We start from the raw sequence: 18,709 nt of genomic DNA on the forward strand, positions 1-18,709 counted from the left end.
GCTCGGCGGCGTTGTGCGTCGCTTGCCGTGCGCTGCCGCGCTGGCGCTTGTCGACGCGGAATCGCGCGACGGGCGTTATCTGCAATTACCTGGCAACATTAGCCGAGTCTGTTTTCCATGTACAGCTTAGTCTATGAATTGGCCAAAATAGACTAGAACATATGTACTAATATGGGTATGTATGGACTGGAATGATGGACGCGCGGGCGGCGCGCGAGGAAAACCCCTCAGCTGGTCGCAGCTGGAAAAGGTGCTCTCCGGCAGGCCCACGGCGCCGCTCGTGCCGGTCGATCACCTTCCCCAGCGCGGCAAAGAAGGCGACTATGTTCGAAATTATTCACAACCGCCTTTCTGTGAGCTTCACGGGTATAGCAGCTATAACTTCCTGCGCGGTGCGTCGGAACCGGAGGAGATGGTCGCGGCCGCCCGCGCGTGCGGGCACACCGGTCTTGCGCTGCTCGACCGAGACGGCTTTTATGGGGCGGTCGCCTTCGCGGAGGCCGCGGCGCGGGGGCCGAAGGCGTCGGAAAGCGAATTCAAAACGGTATTCGGGGCGGAGCTGACGCTCGACGACGGCATCTTGCCGGTGCTGTGCCGCGGGCCGGAAGGATATCGGCGGCTCTCGCACGCGATCACGAACGCGCGCATGGCCAGCGGCACAAAAGACCGCGCGATCTACCCCTCGCTGGGCGAGCTTTCGCGGATCGCCGGCGGGCACTGGTTCGTCCTCGCCGATCACGGGTGGCTGCCCCGCATCGCCTCGCTTGTCGACGCCTTCGGTGACCACGTCATACTCGAATACGTCGTCGCACAGGACCCGCTCGACGCCGACCGCTTCGACGCGCTGGACGCGGCGCGCCAAGAGCACGGACTGCGAGCGGTCGCGACGACGCGCGCCGCAAGCGCCACCCGCGACGGGCGCCACCTCGCCGCCGCCAAGCAGGCGCTCGCGCTCAAGCAAAGCCTCGCCGACGCGACCCCCGAGCTGCCGCCCATGACCACCTGGCTGCGCCCCTACGACCTCCTTTCGCGCGCGCTCGGGCACCGCGCCTACCTGCTCGACGCCGCGGCCTCGCTCGCCGAGGAGTGCGCCTTCGAGCTTCGCCTCGTGGCCCCCGAGCTGCCTCGCTGGGACGTGCCCGACGGGCACACGGAGCAGACCTGGCTCGAGCACCTCGTCGACTCGCGCTTTGGCGAGCGCTACCGCACGCGCTCGGCGAAGGTCGCGGCACGGGCGAAGAAGCAGGCGCGCCACGAGCTCGACGTCATCGAGCAGCTGGGCTTTCCCGGCTACTTCCTCGTCGTCGAGGACATCGTGCGCTTTGCCAAGGACTCGAACATCCTGTGTCAAGGTAGGGGCTCGGCGGCGAACTCGGTGGTCTGTTTCGTCCTCGGCATCACCAACGCCGAGCCGATCTCCGCCGGGTTGCTGTTCGAGCGCTTCCTGTCGCCCGAGCGCGAGGGCGCACCCGACATCGACCTCGACATCGAGTCCGGCAGGCGCGAGGAGGTCATCCAGTACGTCTACGAAAAGTATGGGCGCGACAACGCCGCGCAGGTCGCCAACGTGATCACCTACCGCACCAAGGGAGCGCTTCGCGACGCCGCACGCGCGCTCGACTACCCGCAGGGCGCCGCCGACGCCTGGTCGAAGGGGCTCGAGGACCCGCCCGAGCAGGTCACCGAGCTCGCCGCGCAGTTCCTCGGCCAGCCGCGCCACCTGGGCATCCACTCCGGCGGCATGGTCATCTGCGACCGGCCAATCGCCGACGTCGTTCCCACCGAGTGGGCGCGCATGGACAACCGCAGCGTCGTGCAGTGGGACAAGGAGGGGTGCGCCTCGGCGGGGCTGGTGAAGTTCGACCTCCTGGGGCTCGGCATGCTCGAGGCGCTGCACCACATGATCGACCTCGTGGGGGAGGCCGGCGAGACGGTGCGTCTGTGGGAGCTCGACGTCACGGAGCCGGCGGTCTACGAGATGCTTAGCAAGGGCGACGCCGTGGGGGTCTTCCAGGTGGAGTCGCGCGCGCAGCTCAACACGCTGCCGCGCATGAAGCCGACGTGCTTCTACGACTTGGTCGTCGAGGTCGCGCTCATCCGCCCCGGCCCCATTCAGGGCGGGTCGGTGCACCCGTACCTGCGGCGTCGCGACGGCAAGGAGGAGGTCACCTTCGAACACCCCGTCTTGGAGAAGCCGCTGGCGAAGACGCTCGGCGTCCCGCTGTTCCAGGAGCAGCTCATGCAGATCGCCGTCGACGCGGCGGGCTTTACCGGCGGCGAGGCCGACGAGCTGCGTCGCGCGATGGGTTCGAACCGCTCGGCGCGCAAGATGGCGGCGATGCGCGCACGGTTCTACGAGGGGCTCGCGACCAACGACATCGAGGGCACGGTCGCCGACGCGCTGTGGAACAAGGTCGTCGCGTTCGCCGCGTACGGTTTCCCCGAATCACACTCGCAGTCGTTCGCGTCGTTGGTGTTCTTCTCCGCGTGGTTCAAGCTGCACTACCCGGCGCAGTTTTGCGTGGGGTTGCTGCGGGCACAGCCGATGGGGTTCTACTCCCCGCAGTCGTTGCTTTCCGACGCCCGAAGGCACGGAGTCGGCATCCTTCCCATCGACGTCAATGCCTCCGGCGTCGAGGCGACGATTGAGGACGGCGCGATCAGACTCGGGCTGAACCTAGTCAAGGGGCTCGGTCGCCTCGACGAGATCGCAGCGGGGCAGCCGTATGCGGACATCGGCGACTTGTCGCGTCGCGCGGGGCTGTCCGTGGCGCACGTCGAGGCACTCGCGCGCGCTGGCGCGCTGGGGTGCTTCGGCGGTGATCGTCGACAAGCGCTCTGGCAAGCGGGTGTGGCCGCGACGGAGCGTGCCGACATGTTGCCAGGACTCTCCGTCGTCGACGCGCCAGCCCTGCCGGGAATGAATGCCTTCGAGCTCATGGTCGCCGACATCGCGACCACAGGCGTCACCCACGACGCCCACCCGATGGCGCGGCTGCGCGGCGCGCTTTCCGGACGGGGCATCGTGCGCAGCGCCGACCTCCTGTCGCTTGACGACGGCAGCCGCGTGCAGATCGCCGGTGTCGTCACGCACCGGCAGCGCCCCGCGACCGCGAGCGGAGTGACCTTCTTCGGCATGGAGGACGAGACGGGGCTGATCAACATCGTGGTCTCGACGGGGCTATGGAAGCGGCAGAAGAAGCTCGCCCGCACGGCGAAGACGCTGCTCGTGCGCGGAATCCTCCGCAACGCGAACGGGGTCGCGCAGATTGAGGCCGACCGGTTGAGTCCGCTGCCGGTAGCTCAGTGGCTTGCCGAGGGGACCAGCCAAGGATCACGAGACTTCCGTTAGGGGCGGTTAGACCGCGCCGGGGAAGCCCAGCTGGCGCCACGCCTCGTACGTCGCGACGGCGGCGGCATTGGACAAGTTCATCGACCGACGCCCCGCGAGCATGGGAATCCGAAGCTGCTGGGTGATCCGAGGGTGGGTGAGTGCGTGCTCGTCGAGGCCGGTCGGTTCGGTGCCGAAGAGAAGCGCGTCGCCCTCCTGATATTTGATGTCCGTGTAAAACGCAGTGGCATGAGCGGTGAAGGCGAAGACACGACCGGGAATCGCCTCGAGACACGCGTCGAGGTTCTCGTGCACCGTCACCTCGGCGAGGTCGTGATAGTCGAGCCCCGCGCGTCGAAGGTTCTTGTCCTCGAAGTTGAACCCTAGGGGTCCGGCGAGATGGAGATGCGCTCCCGTCCCCGCACACATGCGGATGGCATTGCCCGTGTTCGGCGGGATTACGGGCTGGTCAAAGATAACGTGGAGCGTCGACATACGGCTCATTGTAGGTCCGTGGACTGGAGCAAAATCCCACCGGTATGCGAGAAACCGCACGCGAAGGTGGAATAATGTCTAGCATGACTGCGATCAAACTGGACGGAAAGCTATACAGGGATGAGATCTTCGCCGATCTCGCAAAGCGCGTTTCGACGCTAAAGGAAAAAGACATCGTTCCCGGACTGGCCACCGTCTTGGTCGGCGACGATCCGGCGAGCCACTCGTACGTGAAGATGAAGCACAAGGACTGCGAGCAGATCGGCGTGCGCTCCATCCGCAAGGACCTTCCTGCCGACATCACGCAGGAAGAGCTGCACAAGGTCATCGACGAGCTCAACGCCGATCCAGAGTGCACCGGTTACATCGTTCAACTCCCACTTCCCAAGCACCTCGACGAGAACGCGGTGCTTGAGCGCATCGATCCCACCAAGGACGCCGATGGACTGCACCCGGTGAACCTCGGCAAGCTGGTTCTCAACGAGCCCGCGCCACTCCCGTGCACCCCAAACGGTGCGATCCACCTTCTCCGCCGTTTTGGTGTTGAACTGGCGGGGAAGAAGGTCGTCGTCATCGGTCGCGGCGTCACTGTTGGCCGTCCCATCGGCCTCATGCTCACCCGACGCTCCGAAAACGCCACCGTCACCCTCTGCCACACCGGCACCGTCGATCTCAAGGCAGAGACCCTCCAAGCAGACGTGATCGTCGCCGCTGCTGGTAAGGGCCACATGCTCACAGCAGACATGGTTAAGCCGGGTGCTGCCGTGCTCGATGTCGGCGTCTCCCGCGTAGACGGCAAGCTCCTTGGCGACGTCCACCCCGACGTGTGGGACGTGGCTGGCTACGTTTCCCCGAACCCAGGTGGCGTCGGCCCGCTGACCCGTGCCTTCCTCGTTCGCAACGTCGTCGAGCGCGCAGAGGCTCAGGCCAAGTAAACGCATGACGCCCCACGTTGCCCTAGAAAACCCGCACGACCGCGGACTTGCGCCGTCGCGCCTGTCGAGGAAGGTCCAGTACCTCTTCCTCGCGGGCTTTCTCGTGGCGTTGTGTCTGTCCACTCTATTCGCGCTGACGGAGCACTGGCGTCGTGCCTCCTTTGTCCTCGGCGCGTCGCTTCTGTGGCTGTCCGTCGTGAGGCTGACCTGTGATTCGAAGGTCCTCGGCGTCCTTTCCGTGCGCTCGCGCAGGTTCGACGCCACCTTCACCGGCGCGGTGGGGGCCGCGATCGTCTTTCTTGCGACCTCCGTCGACCCGCTAGGCAGCTAGGCCCGCCTGCGCCTGACGCGCGCCGCTTCAGCGTCGGCAAGGCTGCGGCCGCTGAACCTCCGCGATGCGGCGGGGCCGTGCGGCCTCGTCACCATCGTGTGCCCGTTGCGGAAGTGCCACTCGAGCTCGCGGTCGCCTAAGTCACGGTAGAAAACCTGGCGCTCCGTCTTCATCGTGTGGTGGAACTTGCACAGGCAAAACAGGTTGTCGACGCTGGTTTCGCCGCCCTGACTGAACTCCTCGCAGTGGTCCTTCTCGCACAGATCGGCCTCGACGTCGCAGCCGGGGAAGCGGCAGTGGCCGTCGAGAAGCTCGACCGTCGTGCGGATCGCCTCGGGGATCTCATAGCCGGGCGCGGAGGCGTGAAGGTTCAGCACGCGCGGTGTGGCCCCGTACTGCCAGCGCGCGGCCTGCTCGCTCGTGAGCGGGCCCGCCCCGTTGAGATGGGTGACGTCGTCGCGTTCGATGAGGTTGTGCAAGACCGTGACCTGCGTATTTTCCCTCACCGTGTCCAGCAAGGCGTCGGCAAGCGTTATTTCGCCTGCTTGTCGACGCTTCGCGCGCAGCCTGTGGATCAGCTTCTCGAAGTATTTCCGGACTTCCAACCCCTCATCATCGGGCAGGTTGAAGCTGATCCGCGTGAATCCTTCCGCGCCACGCCTGATGCTGCCCGTGCGCTGCCTGAGGTCGGCAGGCCTAGTGGCCGCCGCCTCGTCCACCTCAATGACCATGGCGCGGACGTTTTTCGTAATGGTCGGCGCTTGGACGAGTGCCTCGTTGGGTGCCGCGGGCTCAAGGTAGTCCGTGATCCGTTGGTCGAGCTCGGCGAGCGCGCCGGGGTCGGTGACGGCGCAGACCTGCCGTTCTATGGCCTGCAGGCGCCTGGCGCACAGGTGGCGCAGCCTCTTGGCCGACTCCGCGAGCTTCGGCATCCGGCGCAGCATCGCGCCGACGCGCAGATGCTTCTTGACCTCGGCCGTCGATTCACCTCGCCAGGCCGCGACCTGGGCGACCACCTCTCGCATCGGCCGCTCGGGCGGCGGCTCGTAGCCCATCCACAGGTCGACGTAGGCGGCGTTTTCGTCCATCCTGCTCGACGAAAACGGATTGGTGGGGTCGAGGTGTACGAAGGAGTCTTGGGCGACGTTCACGGCTAGTCCCTACTGCAGTTGACCTGCATCGATGGTTTTAAGCCTGAACGTAGGGGCAAGAAGGCTGGCGCGCTACCTATAGCTCAAAAATCGGCCAAATCTGTGGATAACTCGTCCCACCCGTCACTTACAAGACGATTTCCACAGCCTCGTCCGGCCCTCCCTGGGCAAGCGAGAGGAAATGACGTATAATGCGGTCCATTTGTCGCACCTCGGTGAGGAAGGCGTCGTGGCCGACGGGGGAGGAGATCTTGGCCATCGCGAGCAGATTGCCGAGGTTACGCGACAGGTGCTCCTGCTGGTGATAGGGGTAGAGAATATCCGTGTCGACGCCCGCCACCATCGCCGGCACCATGCACGACGCCAGCGCCTTGTTGAGTCCACCCCTGCCACGACCGATGTCGTGGCGGTTGAGAGCCTCCGTCAGCGCCACGTACGACCCCGCGTCGAAGCGCTCGGTGAGCTTGACGCCCTGATAGTCCAGGTAGCTTTGCACGGCGAAGCGCTGGTGGGAGTCGCGGTACGGTCCCAGCGGGTTCTCCCCGGCCTGTGCCTGCGTGCCGAAGCGCTCGTCGATCTCGAGCTCGCCGCGGTAGGTCAGGTGCGCGATGCGGCGGGCGGCGGCGAGGCCGTCGGTCGGCGGCGTCGCGCCATAGTAGTCGCCGTTGTTCCAGTTCGGATCGCGCTCGATGGCCGAGATCTGCGCCGTCTGGATGCCGATCTGCCACGCCGACGCGCGGGCGGACACGGCGAGCACCAGGATGGCGTCGACAAGCTCGGGGAACATGAGCGCCCACTCGAGCGTGCGGGCCCCGCCCATCGACCCGCCGATGACGGCGTGGACCCGCTCGATCCCGAGCTTCTCGATGAAGATGCGCTCGGCGGCAACCTGGTCGCGAATCGAGATCGCGGGGAAGCGTGAGCCGAGCGCGACACCGTTGCGATCGGGAGTGCTGGGTCCCGTGCTTCCCTTGCATCCGCCGAGGACGTTCGTGCACACGACGCAGAAGCGATCGGTGTCGAGCGCGAGTCCCGGGCCGAGCACCCCGCACCACCAGTCGGCCGCGTCCGAGTCGCCGGTGAGCGCGTGCTCGATGAGGATGACGTTGTCGCCGCGGAACTCACCCCACGCCTGGTAGGCGATGACGACATTCTCGATCGTCGCGCCGGCCTCCGTCGTGAAGTCCCCGATGTTGACCGTGGAGAGCGCTCCGGTGGTATCCATGTGGCCTCTAACCTCCCAGTTGTCCGAATTGTGCACATCTTACCTGTACCGCTCGGTCTAGTCTATTTGTCCCGTGAGTACGGCATGGGGTTTTATTCACGCTTGTCGACGGCCATGGCCCCGAAGCGCGACGAAGCCCCGCGCGCAGAGCGTCGCGGGGCGGGGTCGGAACTTTCTAGATGGCGTCGAGGCCGCGCTGCAGGTCGGCGAGGATGTCGTTGATGTCCTCGATGCCCACGGACAGGCGGACGGTGGCGGGGGAGATGCCGGCGCGCTCTAGACCGTGCTCGTCGGACTGCGAGTGGGTGGTGGTCGCCGGGTGGACGACGAGCGAGCGGACGTCGCCGATGTTGGCGAGGTTGGAGTGCAGCTTCAGGGCATCGATGAACGCCCAGGCCTCGTCCTGGCCCCCGACGACGTCGAAGGAGAGGACGGAGCCGGTGTACTTAAGTCCGAGCTTCTGCTTGGTCTCGTACCATGGCGAGGACTCGAGGCCTGCGTAGTTGACCTTGGCGACCTTGTCGCTCGCCGCGAGGAACTCGGCGACCTTCGCCGCGTTCTCGTTGTGCTTCTCGACGCGCAGGCTCAGGGTGTCGAGCCCCTGGACCGTAACCCATGCGTTGAATGGGGACAGGGTCGCTCCGGTGTCGCGCAGGAGGCCGACGCGGGCCTTGAGGCCGAAGGCGGCAGCACCAAGGTCGGCGTACTTCAGTCCGTGGTAGGCCGGGTCCGGAGTGACGAAGTAGGGGAAGAGCGGCTCGCCGTCGCGCTCGACGGTCCAGTCGAACTTGCCGCCGTCGACGAGAATGCCGCCCACGCCGGAGCCGTTGCCGGTGTAGAACTTCGTCAGCGAGGCGACGACAATGTCGGCGCCCAGCTCGATCGGGCGGACCAGTGCGGCGGTCGCGATGGTGTTGTCGACGATCAGCGGCACGTTGTTGCGGTGAGCGACCTCGGCGATGGTGGGGATGTCGAGGACGTCGGCCTGCGGGTTAGCGAAGGTCTCGCCGTAGAAGGCCTTGGTGTTCGGCTTCACGGCCGCCTGCCAGGACTCCGGGTCGTCCGGATTCTCGACGAAGGTCACGTCGATGCCGAGGCGTGCCAGAGTGACCTGGAAGAGGGTCTCGGTGCCGCCGTAGAGGCGCGGGGAGGTGACGATGTGGTCGCCTGCGCCAGCAAGATTCAAGATCGCGGCGGTCTCGGCGGCCTGCCCGGACGCGAAGGCAACGGCGTGCACGCCGCCCTCCAGCGACGCGACGCGGTTCTCGAGCACCTCGGTGGTCGGGTTGGTCAGGCGGGAGTAGACCGGGCCCAGGTCCTCGAGGGCGAAGCGCTGCTTGGCGTGCTCGGCGGAGTCGAAGACGTACGAGGAAGTCTGGTAGATCGGCAGGTTGCGCGCGGATACGGTTCCGTCGACGGGCTGTCCGGCGTGAATCGAGCGGGTGGCCAGCGCCCAATCTGCTGCGCCAGAGTTGTCGTACTTGGTGGTCATAATGTCGTCCCTTTCATTGTGAATTGCGATAAGAGCGAGGTTAGTCCGATGAATGAAAACTTGTAAACCGAGCTGTCTGTATGATTGGTATAAGTAAAGGTCATAGGCCTAAAGAATTTTATTCACCGACTGGTCTGAGTGGTCTGTTTCGCGATCCAGCTTCGGGGCGGTACGCGTCGGAAAGCAACAAAAAACCGGCGCCCGAAGGCGCCGGTTATGCGAGGGTGACGTTACTTCTTCAGCTCGTCAATGATCTCGTTGAAGGCTGCGACCGGACGCATGATCGCGGTGACCTTCTCCTCGTTCGGGGCGTAGTAGCCGCCGAGGTCGGCGGGCGCACCCTGGTTGGAGATGAGGCCAGCGGCGATCTCGTCGGACTTCTCCTCGAGAGCTGCGGCGACCGGCGCGAAGACCTCTGCGAGAGCGGCGTCGGTGGTCTGCTTCGCAAGCTCCTCGGCCCAGAACTTGGTCAGGAAGAAGTGCGAGCCGCGGTTGTCGATCTCGCCGACCTTGCGGGACGGGGAGAGGTTCTCGTCGAGCAGGCGCTCGGTGGCGGCGTCGAGGGCGTCGGCCAGCACGGCTGCGGACGGGGCGTCCTCGGTGTTGGCGATGTGGCGCAGGGACTCGGCCAGCGCGAGGAACTCACCGAGGGAGTCCCAACGCAGGTGGTTTTCTGCCTGAACCTGCTGGACGTGCTTCGGGGCGGATCCGCCAGCACCGGTCTCGAACAGGCCGCCGCCCGCCATGAGCGGGACGATGGAGAGCATCTTCGCGGAGGTGCCCAGCTCAAGGATCGGGAACAGGTCGGTGTTGTAGTCGCGCAGCACGTTGCCGGTCACGGAGATGGTGTCCTCGCCGCGGCGGATGCGCTCGATGGAGACCTTGGTGGCCTCGACCGGGCTCATGATCTCGATGTCCAGGCCGGTGGTGTCGTGGTCGGCGAGGTACTTCTCGACGAGCGACTTGATGTTGCGGTCGTGGCCGCGCTCCGGGTCGAGCCAGAAGATGGCCTTCATGCCGGAGAGACGCGCGCGGTTGACGGCCAACTTGACCCAGTCCTGGATCGGGGCATCCTTGGTCTGGCAGGCGCGCCAGATGTCGCCAGCCTCGACGTTGTGCTCGATGAGCACCTCGCCTGCGGAGTTCACGACCTGAACGGTGCCATCGGCCGGGATCTTGAAGGTCTTGTCGTGGGAGCCGTACTCCTCGGCCTTCTGCGCCATGAGGCCGACGTTCGGGACGGTGCCCATGGTGGCCGGGTCGAAGGCGCCGTTGGCCTTGCAGTCGTCGATGACGACCTGGTAGATGCCGGCGTAGGAGGAGTCCGGAAGCACCGCGAGGGTGTCCTGCTCCTCGCCAGCGGCGTTCCACATGTGGCCGGAGGTGCGGATCATGGCCGGCATGGAGGCGTCGACGATGACGTCGGAAGGCACGTGCAGGTTGGTGATGCCCTTGTCGGAGTTGACCATGGCGACGGCCGGGCCGTCAGCGAGCTCCTTCTCGAAGGAAGCCTTGATCTCCTCGCCGTTGGCAAGCGAGCCGAGGCCCGCGAGGATGGCGCCGAGGCCGTTCTCGCCGTTGAGGCCTGCGGCCAGCAGCTCCTCGCCGTACTTGGCAAAGGTCTCGTCGAAGAAGGCGCGCACCACGTGGCCAAACATGATCGGGTCGGAGACCTTCATCATGGTGGCCTTGAGGTGGGCGGAGAAGAGCACGCCCTCGTCGGCCGCGCGCTTGACCTGCTCCGCGAGGAAGGCGTCGAGGGCCTTGGCGGACATGTAGGTGCCGTCGATGACCTCGCCCTCGAGGACCTTCAGGCCGTCTTTGAGGATCTCCTCGGAGCCGTCGGCCTTGACCAGCTTGAAGGTCAGGGTGTCGGCGGCCGGCATGATGACGGACTTCTCGTTGTGGCGGAAGTCGCCGGCGGTCATGGTGGCGACGTTCGTCTTGGAGTCGGCGGACCAGGCGCCCATGCGGTGCGGGTTCTTCTTAGCGAAGTTCTTCACGGCGATCGGGGCGCGGCGGTCGGAGTTGCCCTCGCGCAGGACCGGGTTCACTGCGGAGCCCTTGACGGAGTCGTAGCGGGCGCGAACGTCCTTCTCCTCGTCGGTGGACGGTGCGTCCGGGTACTCCGGCAGCGCGAAGCCCTGGGCCTGGAGCTCGGCGATGGCGGCCTTCAGCTGCGGCACGGAGGCCGAGATGTTCGGCAGCTTGATGATGTTAGCCTCCGGCGTCTTGGCCAGCTGGCCCAGCTCGGCGAGAGCGTCGTCGACCTTCTGCTCGTCGGATAGGTAATCCGGGAACTGGGACAGGATGCGGCCTGCCAGAGAGATGTCGCGGGTCTCGACCTCGATACCGGCGGTGGAAGCGAACGCCTCGACGACCGGCTTCAGGGAATAGGTCGCGAGAAGCGGGGCCTCGTCGGTGCGGGTCCAAATAATCTTTGCCATGAGTCTCCTCAACAAAAGCGCTTAAAGTACAACTAAACAGAATACCGTCAAACCGGGGTGAAAGCCGCATTATCATGCAAAAAGCCCCTGTTAGCTGCTGATTGCTAGCGTGGGTAACAGGGGTAAAACAGTACGCTTGTCCTATTTTTTGCTTATCGACGTTTGCCTCTCGGCAAGCACCGCCGTTCGCACGCGCGCCTAGGTCACTTCGCCGTGAGGGCTTTTCGTCGTAAAGCAAAGGCGAAAGCCCACACCGCGATCGACGCGCACCCGAGCGCCGCACCCGCCAGCGCCGGCGCGGAGTAACCGAAGCCCGCCGCGATGACGGCGCCGCCGAACGCCGCGCCGGACGCGTTGGCGATGTTGAGCGCCGAGTGGTTGAGCGCGGCGGCGAGCGTCTGCGCGCGACCGGCGACGTCCATGAGGCGGATCTGTAGCGACGGGATGAGCGTCGACCCCGACGCGCCGATGAGCCCGAAGTTGATGAGCGCCGGGACCGCCCACTGCGACGTGAAGTAGAACGACACGAGCGTGACGACGATCGCGACGAGCGCCGAAAGGATCCCGTACTCGAGGTTCCAGTCAGACAGCCTGCCGCCGACCCAGTTGCCGAACACCATGCCAACGCCGTACGCCATCAGTACGAGCCACATGAGGTCGGCGCTCAGCCCCGCGCGCTGCGTCATCGTCCACGAGATGTACGTGTAGACCGCGAACATGCCGCCGAAGCCGACCGCGCCGATAGCGAGCGAGAGCCACACCTGGCCGCGGGCGAGCGCGCCGAGCTCCGTCAGCGGGGAGGTGGGCTGCATCTTCGACATGTGCGGCATGAGGAACCACAGCGCGACGAGCGTGACGACGCCGATCGCCGCCACGACGACGTACGCCGCGTGCCAGCCCAGCGCGTGGCCGAGCGCCTGGGCCGCGGGCACGCCGATGACCGTCGCCAGGGGAAGCCCCATGCCGACGAACGCCATCGCCCGGCCGCGCTGCCCCTCGGGCGCCATCGACGCGACCGCGAGGCCCGAGACCGAGAAGTACGCGCCGTGCGGGATGCCAGCCAGGAAGCGCGCGGCGAGCAGCAGGTTGTAGGAGCCGGCGAAGACGCTCAACCCATTACCGAGGGCGAAGGCGAGCATGAGCACGAGCAGCAGCCGACGACGCGGGATGTGCCCGGTCAGCGCCGCGATGAGCGGGGCGCCGATGACCACGCCCAACGCATAGGAGGTGATGACGTGCCCCGCGGTGTCCTCGGTGACGTGAAAGTCGTCCGCGATCTGGCTGAGCAGGCCCATGGAGACGAATTCGGTCACGCCGATGCCGAAACCGCCGAGCGCGAGGGCGATCATCGTCACGATGCGGCGGGTCTCGGAGATCTCCGTCTGGCGGGGTAGGGGGCGTCGTTTGAATCCAGTCACTAGTTCAGGCACGTGTGAAAACCATAGTCAGCGACAGATGTAAATATCTATTCGGGGCGGGTGGCTTTGGGAGAGCTAACGCCGCACGCAAGAAAGTAAGCCGCGACACACGTCATTCCGCGCCGCACCTTTATTATGGGCCACATGCAAATCACAACTGTCAACGTCAATGGCATCCGTGCGGCGGTCAAGCAACGCAGCGAGGCAAACACCGGCTTCCTGCCGTGGCTTGAGGCCTCGGGCTCGGACGTCGTGCTGCTGCAGGAGGTCCGCGCGAGCGAGAAGGACTCGCTCACCGCCCTGGCCCCAGCGATCGATGCGGGCTGGCACTACGTCGGCGCACCCGCGGCGGCGAAGGGCCGCGCGGGCGTGGGCATCCTGTCGCGCACGCCGCTTACCGACGTCACGATCGGCATCGACGGCTTCGAGGAGTCCGGCCGCTACATCGCCGGCACCTTCGACGACGGCGGCCAGGCCGTCACCGTCGCGTCGCTGTACCTGCCGTCGGGCTCGGCGGGCACCGACAAGCAGGACGAGAAGTACCGCTTCCTCGACTCCTTCGAGGGCTACCTCGCGGACCAAGGCGCGCTCGACCAGCAGATGGTCATCGGCGGCGACTGGAACATCTGCCACCGCGAGCAGGACCTGAAGAACTTCAAGACCAACCGCAACAAGTCCGGCTTCCTGCCCGACGAGCGCGAGTTCATGGACTCCGTCTTCGGCGCCTTCCCCGATGAGGCGCCCCAGGCAAAGCCCGGCGGCGCGTGGGCGGGCGCGGTCGACTACGAAAGCGATCGCCGTCGCGCCGCCGCGACCGACCCCGTCTGGTTCGACGCCGCGCGTCGGCTCGCCCCCGACGAGGACATCTACACGTGGTGGACCTACCGCGGCCAGGCCTTCGACAACAACGCCGGGTGGCGCATCGACTACCAGGCCGTCACCGCGCCGCTGCTCGCCCGCGCCGAGCGCTCGTGGGTGGACAAGGCAACGGGCCACGACATGCGCTGGAGCGACCACGCGCCGATGACTGTTGTCTACTCCTAGACGCAAACGCCTACCCCCACGCAGGAAAAACCCTTCGTGGATTCGTCCCCATTCGGGTATATTGGTCACGACTGTTCTACGCTGGGGATAGAAGCCACCCCCACATTCTTTATTTAAGGAGCTCGCATGCGCGCAAAGGGTCTCGTCTATCTCATCCTCGGTATTGTCCTCATCGCCGTGTCCTTCCTCATGCTCGGCAACCACGACGTCGCCGCGATCATCGGCGCGCTGGTGATGGGCATCGGCGGCGCTTCCGTCGTCGCCAGCCTGAACTACCTGTTCGGCCACAAGCCGCGCATGCAGTAGCGGCGACATACACAAAGGCAGGTGCCCGTCATGGGTGCCTGCTTTTTGCTTTTCGACGTCCAAAGGCTGCTAAACCGTAGGCGTCGAAAAGCGAGCGTCTACACTAGTTAGCTATGACTGAAGCACCTGCCAAGAAGCAACGCGTACTATCCGGAATTCAACCGACCGCCGACTCCTACCACCTCGGCAACTTCCTGGGCGCGCTCAAGCAGTGGATCGACCTTCAGGACAACTACGAGGCGTTCTATTTCATCCCCGACCTCCACGCCATCACCGTCGACCAGGACCCGAAGGAGCTGCGCGCGCGCACGATCGGCGGCGCCGCCCAGCTGCTCGCTCTCGGCATCGACCCGGAGCGCTCGACGCTGTTCGTGCAGTCGCACGTCCCGGAGCACGCGGAGCTCAGCTGGGTGCTGACCTGCCTTACCGGCTTCGGCGAGGCCAGCCGCATGACGCAGTTCAAGGACAAGTCGGCCAAGCGCGGCGCGGACCGCACCTCGGCGGGCCTGTTCACCTACCCGATGCTCATGGCCGCCGACATCCTGCTCTACCGCCCACAGCTCGTGCCGGTCGGCGAGGACCAGCGCCAGCACCTGGAGCTCACGCGCACGCTCGCCGAGCGCTTCAACAACCGCTACAAGAAGACCTTCGTCGTGCCCGAGGGCTTCATCCCCGAGGGCGCGGCCAAGATCTACGACCTCCAGGACCCGACCTCCAAGATGAGCAAGTCGGGCGAGAACCCGAAGGGCATCATCAACCTGCTCGACGACCCGAAGGTCTCCGCTAAGCGCATCAAGTCCGCCGTCACCGACAACGACGGCGAGATCCGCTACGACAAGGAGAACAAGCCCGGCGTGTCCAACCTGCTGGTCATCCAGTCGGCGCTGACCGGCAAGAGCATTGACTCGCTTGTCGACGGCTACGCCGGGCAAGGCTACGGCGCGCTCAAGACCGACACCGCCGACGCCCTCGAGGCCTTCGTCACGCCGCTCAAGGAGAAGTACGACATGTACATGTCCGACCGCGCGGAGCTCGAAAGCGTCCTAGCGCGCGGCGCGGAGCGCGCCCGCGAGATCGCCTCGCGCACGCTCGCGGACGTCTACGACCGCGTCGGCTTCCTCCCGGCCAAGCGCTAGATGATGGTGCGGTGCCGATAGGCGTCGAGAAGCGAAAACGGGCTCGTCACGTGCGGTGACGGGCCCTTCGCCCTATTCTGGGGCGGAAAAGATCTCCGCGAACGCGCAAGAACTGGCACAATGTAAGAATCTGTTAAGAATCTCACAGCTCGGCGCGCTGGCGCACGACACCGAAGGAGGCTCACCGTGGCAACCAGCACGACCCCCCGCCCGGAGCACATGGACGAATACGGCATCGAGCGTGCCAACCCCGACGACCCGGGGATGGTGGGCAAGCTCCGCCAGCAGCACGCGTGGCTCGATCACGTCATGCGAATGAAGGAGCGCTACGGCGAGCGCGGCGGCGACCAGTACGCCGCGGGCATCACCTACTTCTCGGTGCTGTCGATGTTCCCGTTGCTCATGCTCGTGTTCGCGGCCGTCGCGACGGTGCTCGCCTCGCGCCCCGACCTCATCACCCAGATCCAGGACAAGATCACCAGCTCCGTGTCGGGGTCGATGGCGGACACGCTCAACACGATCATCGACACGGCGATCTCCCAGCGCGGCGCGATCGCCGGCATCGGTGGAGTGACCGCCCTGTGGTCCGGGCTCGGTTGGATGAACAACCTGCGCTACGGCGTGTCCAAGATGTGGATGTACCCGGTCACGGGCGGGAACTTCCTCATCGTGAAGCTCAAGGACCTGCTCGCGCTCATCGGCCTGCTCGTCGTGCTCATCCTCGCCATCGCCGTCACCGCGATCGGCAGCTCGGGGCTGACGTGGCGGCTCATCGAGCTCGTCCACCTCGACCAGGTGCCGGGGATTTCCTACATGGCCTTCGCCGTGTCGCTCCTGGTCGGCCTGCTGGCGAACTTCGTCATGTTCTTCTGGATGCTCACCTCGCTGCCGCGCGGCAAGGTCCCGGTCAAGTCCGGCGCGCAGGCCGCGCTCATCGGCGCGGTCGCGTTCGAGGTGTTCAAGCAGCTCGGCTCGATGTTCTTCTCCAACGCGCTGAAGAACCCGGCCGGCGCGACCTTCGGCCCCATCATCGGCGTGATGGTCCTGTTCTACTTCGTCTGGCGCATCATGCTCTACTGCTCCGCGTGGGCGGCGACCACGCCCGAGTCTCTTGCCGTGGCGCCCAGCCCCGCGCCGGCGCCCGCCGTCATCCGGGTCCGCGAGGAGGTGCGCCCCGAGGCGACGCGTTCCTTCGTCGGCGCTGGCGTCGCGGCCGGCGCGCTCGCCGCGGGGTTGTGGTCGGTTCTTCGCCGCAAATAGCTTTTCGACGACCAAGGCACGACGGCCGGGATTCGTCCCGGCCGTTTCCTATTCCTTTCGGCGTCCTGAGAAGTACGCCATCACGACGGCGCACACCGCCAGCAGACCCGCGACCGCGAAGTACAGACCCGAGTGCGACCGTGACGACGGCGCGCTTGGCTGGGGAAGAGGTGTCGGCGCGACGGTCGTCGTCTGCGCCTGCCCGAGGTTGCCGATGCTGCCTGTGGCCACCGACGAAGCGTCGATAAGCTTCTGCGCCTGTTCCCACGCGCGGCCCTTGTCGATGGTGGTGTCCAACACCACCGCGGCGAGGCGGCGCGTGCCGACCGTCTTCGCGCCGACGAAGGTGTGGTGCGCGTCGTCGGTGTAGCCCGTCTTGCCGCCGATGCCGTTCTCGTCGTTCATGAACAGGCCGTTGTCGTTCCACACCTCGAACGTCGTGCCCGGATCCTTGTCGGGGAAGGTGACCTTCTCGGTCGCGACCATGCGCGCGAACGTCGGGTTCTGCCACGCAGCCTTGTAGAAGACGGCGAGGTCGCGGGCGGAGGTCATCATGCCCGGCGCGTCGAGCCCGTTGTAGCTGGCGACGTACGTGTCCACCGCGCCAAGCTCGCGCGCCTTCGCACGCACCTTCTCCAGCGTTGCCGCGTCCCCGCCGAGCTGCGTGGCGATCGCGTGCGCGGCGTCGTTGCCGGAGTTAAGCAAGAGCCCCAGCATGAGCTGCTCGTTGGTGTAGGTCAGCCCCTCGCGGATACCGACCGCCGATCCCTCCTGGTTCTGATCCTCTGCGGTGGCGACGTAGGTGCGCGAGAGGTCGAGCTCTTGCAGCGCGACGAGCGCGAGCAGGACCTTGATGATGCTCGCCGGCCGGTAGCGGCCGTGCGGGTCCTTCGTGGCGATGACGTCGCCCGAGTCGAGGTCGAACACCATCCACGCGCTCGCGGTGTTCTCCGGCTCGACGAAGCCCGCGGCCGCCGTGACGCCGCACGACCCGAACTCGTTGGCCACGACCGGCGGGGGAGTGGGCGCTACCTGCCCCGGCTGCAGCGCCTCGGAGGTGTCCTCGGCCTGCGGCGGCTGCGTCGCGTTCGGGCAGCTATCCGTGTTCGGGGCCTCGCTGCGCGGCGCGGGGTCGGCGATCGCGGCCGGGGCGACGGACATGAGGACGGCGCAGGTGAGCGCTGCCGCCCGCCGGGAAAGGTAGTTCATAAGGAAGATGGTGCCCCTCGCTAGGATGGTGGCCATGCACGACACTCCCGAATTCCGCCTCGAGTTCAAGAACTTAACCCCCGCGCTCATCGATTCCCTTCCGAAGGTGCTGCTGCGCTCGACCGCGCCGCTTTCCTCGCTCGCGCACGAAAACGCCGTCTACGTCGAGCACGTTGTCGACTTCTCTGAGCTTGACGCGGCCATCGAACAGGCATCGCAGGCGCCGTTCACCGTCGCGCTTCTCGTCCGCTGCCGCGACGAGTCACAGGTGCGCAGGCTCGTTTCGGATTCGTCGGCGATCGTCGTTGGCGTGCTTGTCGACGACCTGGCGGCGGCGAACGCGGCGCGCGAGCTCTACCTGCCGTTCGTCGTGGAGGAAAGCCTCGCCGCCCAGGTAGCAACGGGCGCCCCGCGGCTGGTCAACGCGCTCGAGCTCTTCGACGACTTCCGGATCAACGAGGACGGCGAGATCCTGCTCGGCCGCCTCGGGTCCTGGATCCGCGATCGCGACACCGCGCTCGTGTGCGACCTGTTGGGCGACCTCGCCTCTGGTGACGTCGACACGCTCGCCGACTACCCGCTCGAGCTGCTGCGCTCGCTGGGGTTCAACGCGGTCGCGACGGGGCTCGACACGGCGCTGCTGTCCCAGCTCGTCGATCAGCTGGGGCTCACGCTCGAGGACATCTTCGAGCTGACGGCCGCCGCGCTCGACGCCGCCTTCCTCGCCAAGCCGCTGCGCGAGAAGCTGTTTGCCGAGCAGCTCCTGCCCGCCTTCGAGCCGTACACCATCGGCGAGGCGACGACGGAGGAAGAGAAGGAACCGGAAGAGTCCGAGGACGTCGACCTGTCGGGCATCGACCCGATCATGCTCGAGCAGTTTGGCATCGACCCCGACGACCTCAAGAAATAAGGCCGCCCACGCGATGCGG

General features: G+C 66.0%; 15 protein-coding genes. 8 read left to right on the forward strand and 7 right to left on the reverse strand.

Features of this window, described 5'->3' with window-relative positions; all coding sequences use genetic code 11:
* The first annotated feature begins 181 nt into the window (after nucleotides 1-181).
* A complete protein-coding gene (locus tag B843_RS02785; protein ID WP_038595186.1) occupies nucleotides 182-3,352 on the forward strand; it encodes an error-prone DNA polymerase in 3,171 nt (1,056 codons plus the stop codon).
* 6 nt (nucleotides 3,353-3,358) lie between these two features.
* On the opposite strand, the gene B843_RS02790 is transcribed toward B843_RS02785, so the two are convergent.
* Nucleotides 3,359-3,826 (reverse strand): tRNA (cytidine(34)-2'-O)-methyltransferase, encoded by a 468-nt coding sequence (locus tag B843_RS02790; RefSeq protein ID WP_025252002.1) that lies wholly within the window; start codon nucleotides 3,824-3,826, stop codon nucleotides 3,359-3,361.
* A gap of 83 nt (nucleotides 3,827-3,909) precedes the next feature.
* Here B843_RS02790 and B843_RS02795 point away from each other — a divergent pair, with 83 nt between their 5' ends.
* Nucleotides 3,910-4,761, forward strand: coding sequence for a bifunctional methylenetetrahydrofolate dehydrogenase/methenyltetrahydrofolate cyclohydrolase (locus tag B843_RS02795; RefSeq protein ID WP_025252003.1), 852 nt, complete (start codon nucleotides 3,910-3,912; stop codon nucleotides 4,759-4,761).
* A 4-nt stretch (nucleotides 4,762-4,765) separates the two neighbouring features.
* Nucleotides 4,766-5,092, forward strand: coding sequence for a DUF3017 domain-containing protein (locus tag B843_RS02800; RefSeq protein WP_025252004.1), 327 nt, complete (start codon nucleotides 4,766-4,768; stop codon nucleotides 5,090-5,092).
* On the opposite strand, the gene B843_RS02805 is transcribed toward B843_RS02800, so the two are convergent.
* From B843_RS02805 to B843_RS02825, 5 genes are all read right to left on the reverse strand, one after another.
* Nucleotides 5,089-6,243: an HNH endonuclease signature motif containing protein gene (locus B843_RS02805; RefSeq protein ID WP_025252005.1), complete on the reverse strand. Its 1,155-nt coding sequence runs from the start codon at nucleotides 6,241-6,243 to the stop codon at nucleotides 5,089-5,091. The two genes, B843_RS02800 and B843_RS02805, sit on opposite strands and share 4 nt — an antisense overlap.
* Before the next feature lie 127 nt (nucleotides 6,244-6,370).
* Nucleotides 6,371-7,468 carry a homoserine O-acetyltransferase MetX gene (gene metX, locus B843_RS02810; protein ID WP_025252006.1) on the reverse strand — a complete coding sequence of 366 codons (1,098 nt, stop codon included), beginning with the start codon at nucleotides 7,466-7,468 and terminating at the stop codon, nucleotides 6,371-6,373.
* A gap of 175 nt (nucleotides 7,469-7,643) precedes the next feature.
* Nucleotides 7,644-8,960: an O-acetylhomoserine/O-acetylserine sulfhydrylase gene (locus tag B843_RS02815; RefSeq protein WP_025252007.1), complete on the reverse strand. Its 1,317-nt coding sequence runs from the start codon at nucleotides 8,958-8,960 to the stop codon at nucleotides 7,644-7,646.
* Nucleotides 8,961-9,190: 230 nt separating this feature from the next.
* Nucleotides 9,191-11,407 (reverse strand): NADP-dependent isocitrate dehydrogenase, encoded by a 2,217-nt coding sequence (locus B843_RS02820; RefSeq protein ID WP_025252008.1) that lies wholly within the window; start codon nucleotides 11,405-11,407, stop codon nucleotides 9,191-9,193.
* 203 nt (nucleotides 11,408-11,610) lie between these two features.
* Nucleotides 11,611-12,837, reverse strand: a complete 1,227-nt coding sequence (locus tag B843_RS02825) for an MFS transporter (protein WP_244877342.1) — start codon at nucleotides 12,835-12,837, stop codon at nucleotides 11,611-11,613.
* A gap of 132 nt (nucleotides 12,838-12,969) precedes the next feature.
* Here B843_RS02825 and B843_RS02830 point away from each other — a divergent pair, with 132 nt between their 5' ends.
* The 4 genes from B843_RS02830 to yhjD all read left to right on the forward strand — a co-directional run bounded on the left by B843_RS02830 (nucleotide 12,970) and on the right by yhjD (nucleotide 16,571).
* On the forward strand, nucleotides 12,970-13,869 hold the full coding sequence (locus B843_RS02830) for an exodeoxyribonuclease III (RefSeq protein WP_025252010.1): 900 nt from the start codon (nucleotides 12,970-12,972) through the stop codon (nucleotides 13,867-13,869).
* A 126-nt stretch (nucleotides 13,870-13,995) separates the two neighbouring features.
* The gene (locus B843_RS02835) at nucleotides 13,996-14,175 is read left to right on the forward strand and encodes a hypothetical protein (RefSeq protein ID WP_025252011.1); all 180 of its coding nucleotides are present in this window, start codon (nucleotides 13,996-13,998) and stop codon (nucleotides 14,173-14,175) included.
* A 113-nt stretch (nucleotides 14,176-14,288) separates the two neighbouring features.
* A complete protein-coding gene (trpS, locus tag B843_RS02840) occupies nucleotides 14,289-15,311 on the forward strand; it encodes a tryptophan--tRNA ligase (protein ID WP_025252012.1) in 1,023 nt (340 codons plus the stop codon).
* 186 nt (nucleotides 15,312-15,497) lie between these two features.
* A complete protein-coding gene (yhjD, locus tag B843_RS02845) occupies nucleotides 15,498-16,571 on the forward strand; it encodes an inner membrane protein YhjD (protein ID WP_025252013.1) in 1,074 nt (357 codons plus the stop codon).
* Between the two features lie 48 nt (nucleotides 16,572-16,619).
* On the opposite strand, the gene B843_RS02850 is transcribed toward yhjD, so the two are convergent.
* A complete protein-coding gene (locus tag B843_RS02850; protein WP_051483434.1) occupies nucleotides 16,620-17,816 on the reverse strand; it encodes a D-alanyl-D-alanine carboxypeptidase family protein in 1,197 nt (398 codons plus the stop codon).
* Between B843_RS02850 and B843_RS02855 the strand changes: the two genes are divergently transcribed.
* Nucleotides 17,815-18,690: a hypothetical protein gene (locus B843_RS02855; RefSeq protein ID WP_155895078.1), complete on the forward strand. Its 876-nt coding sequence runs from the start codon at nucleotides 17,815-17,817 to the stop codon at nucleotides 18,688-18,690. The genes B843_RS02850 and B843_RS02855 overlap by 2 nt on opposite strands.
* The last annotated feature ends 19 nt before the right edge of the window (nucleotides 18,691-18,709 follow it).

The sequence above is a fragment of the Corynebacterium vitaeruminis DSM 20294 genome (assembly GCF_000550805.1).
Taxonomy (GTDB): Bacteria; Actinomycetota; Actinomycetes; order Mycobacteriales; family Mycobacteriaceae; genus Corynebacterium; species Corynebacterium vitaeruminis.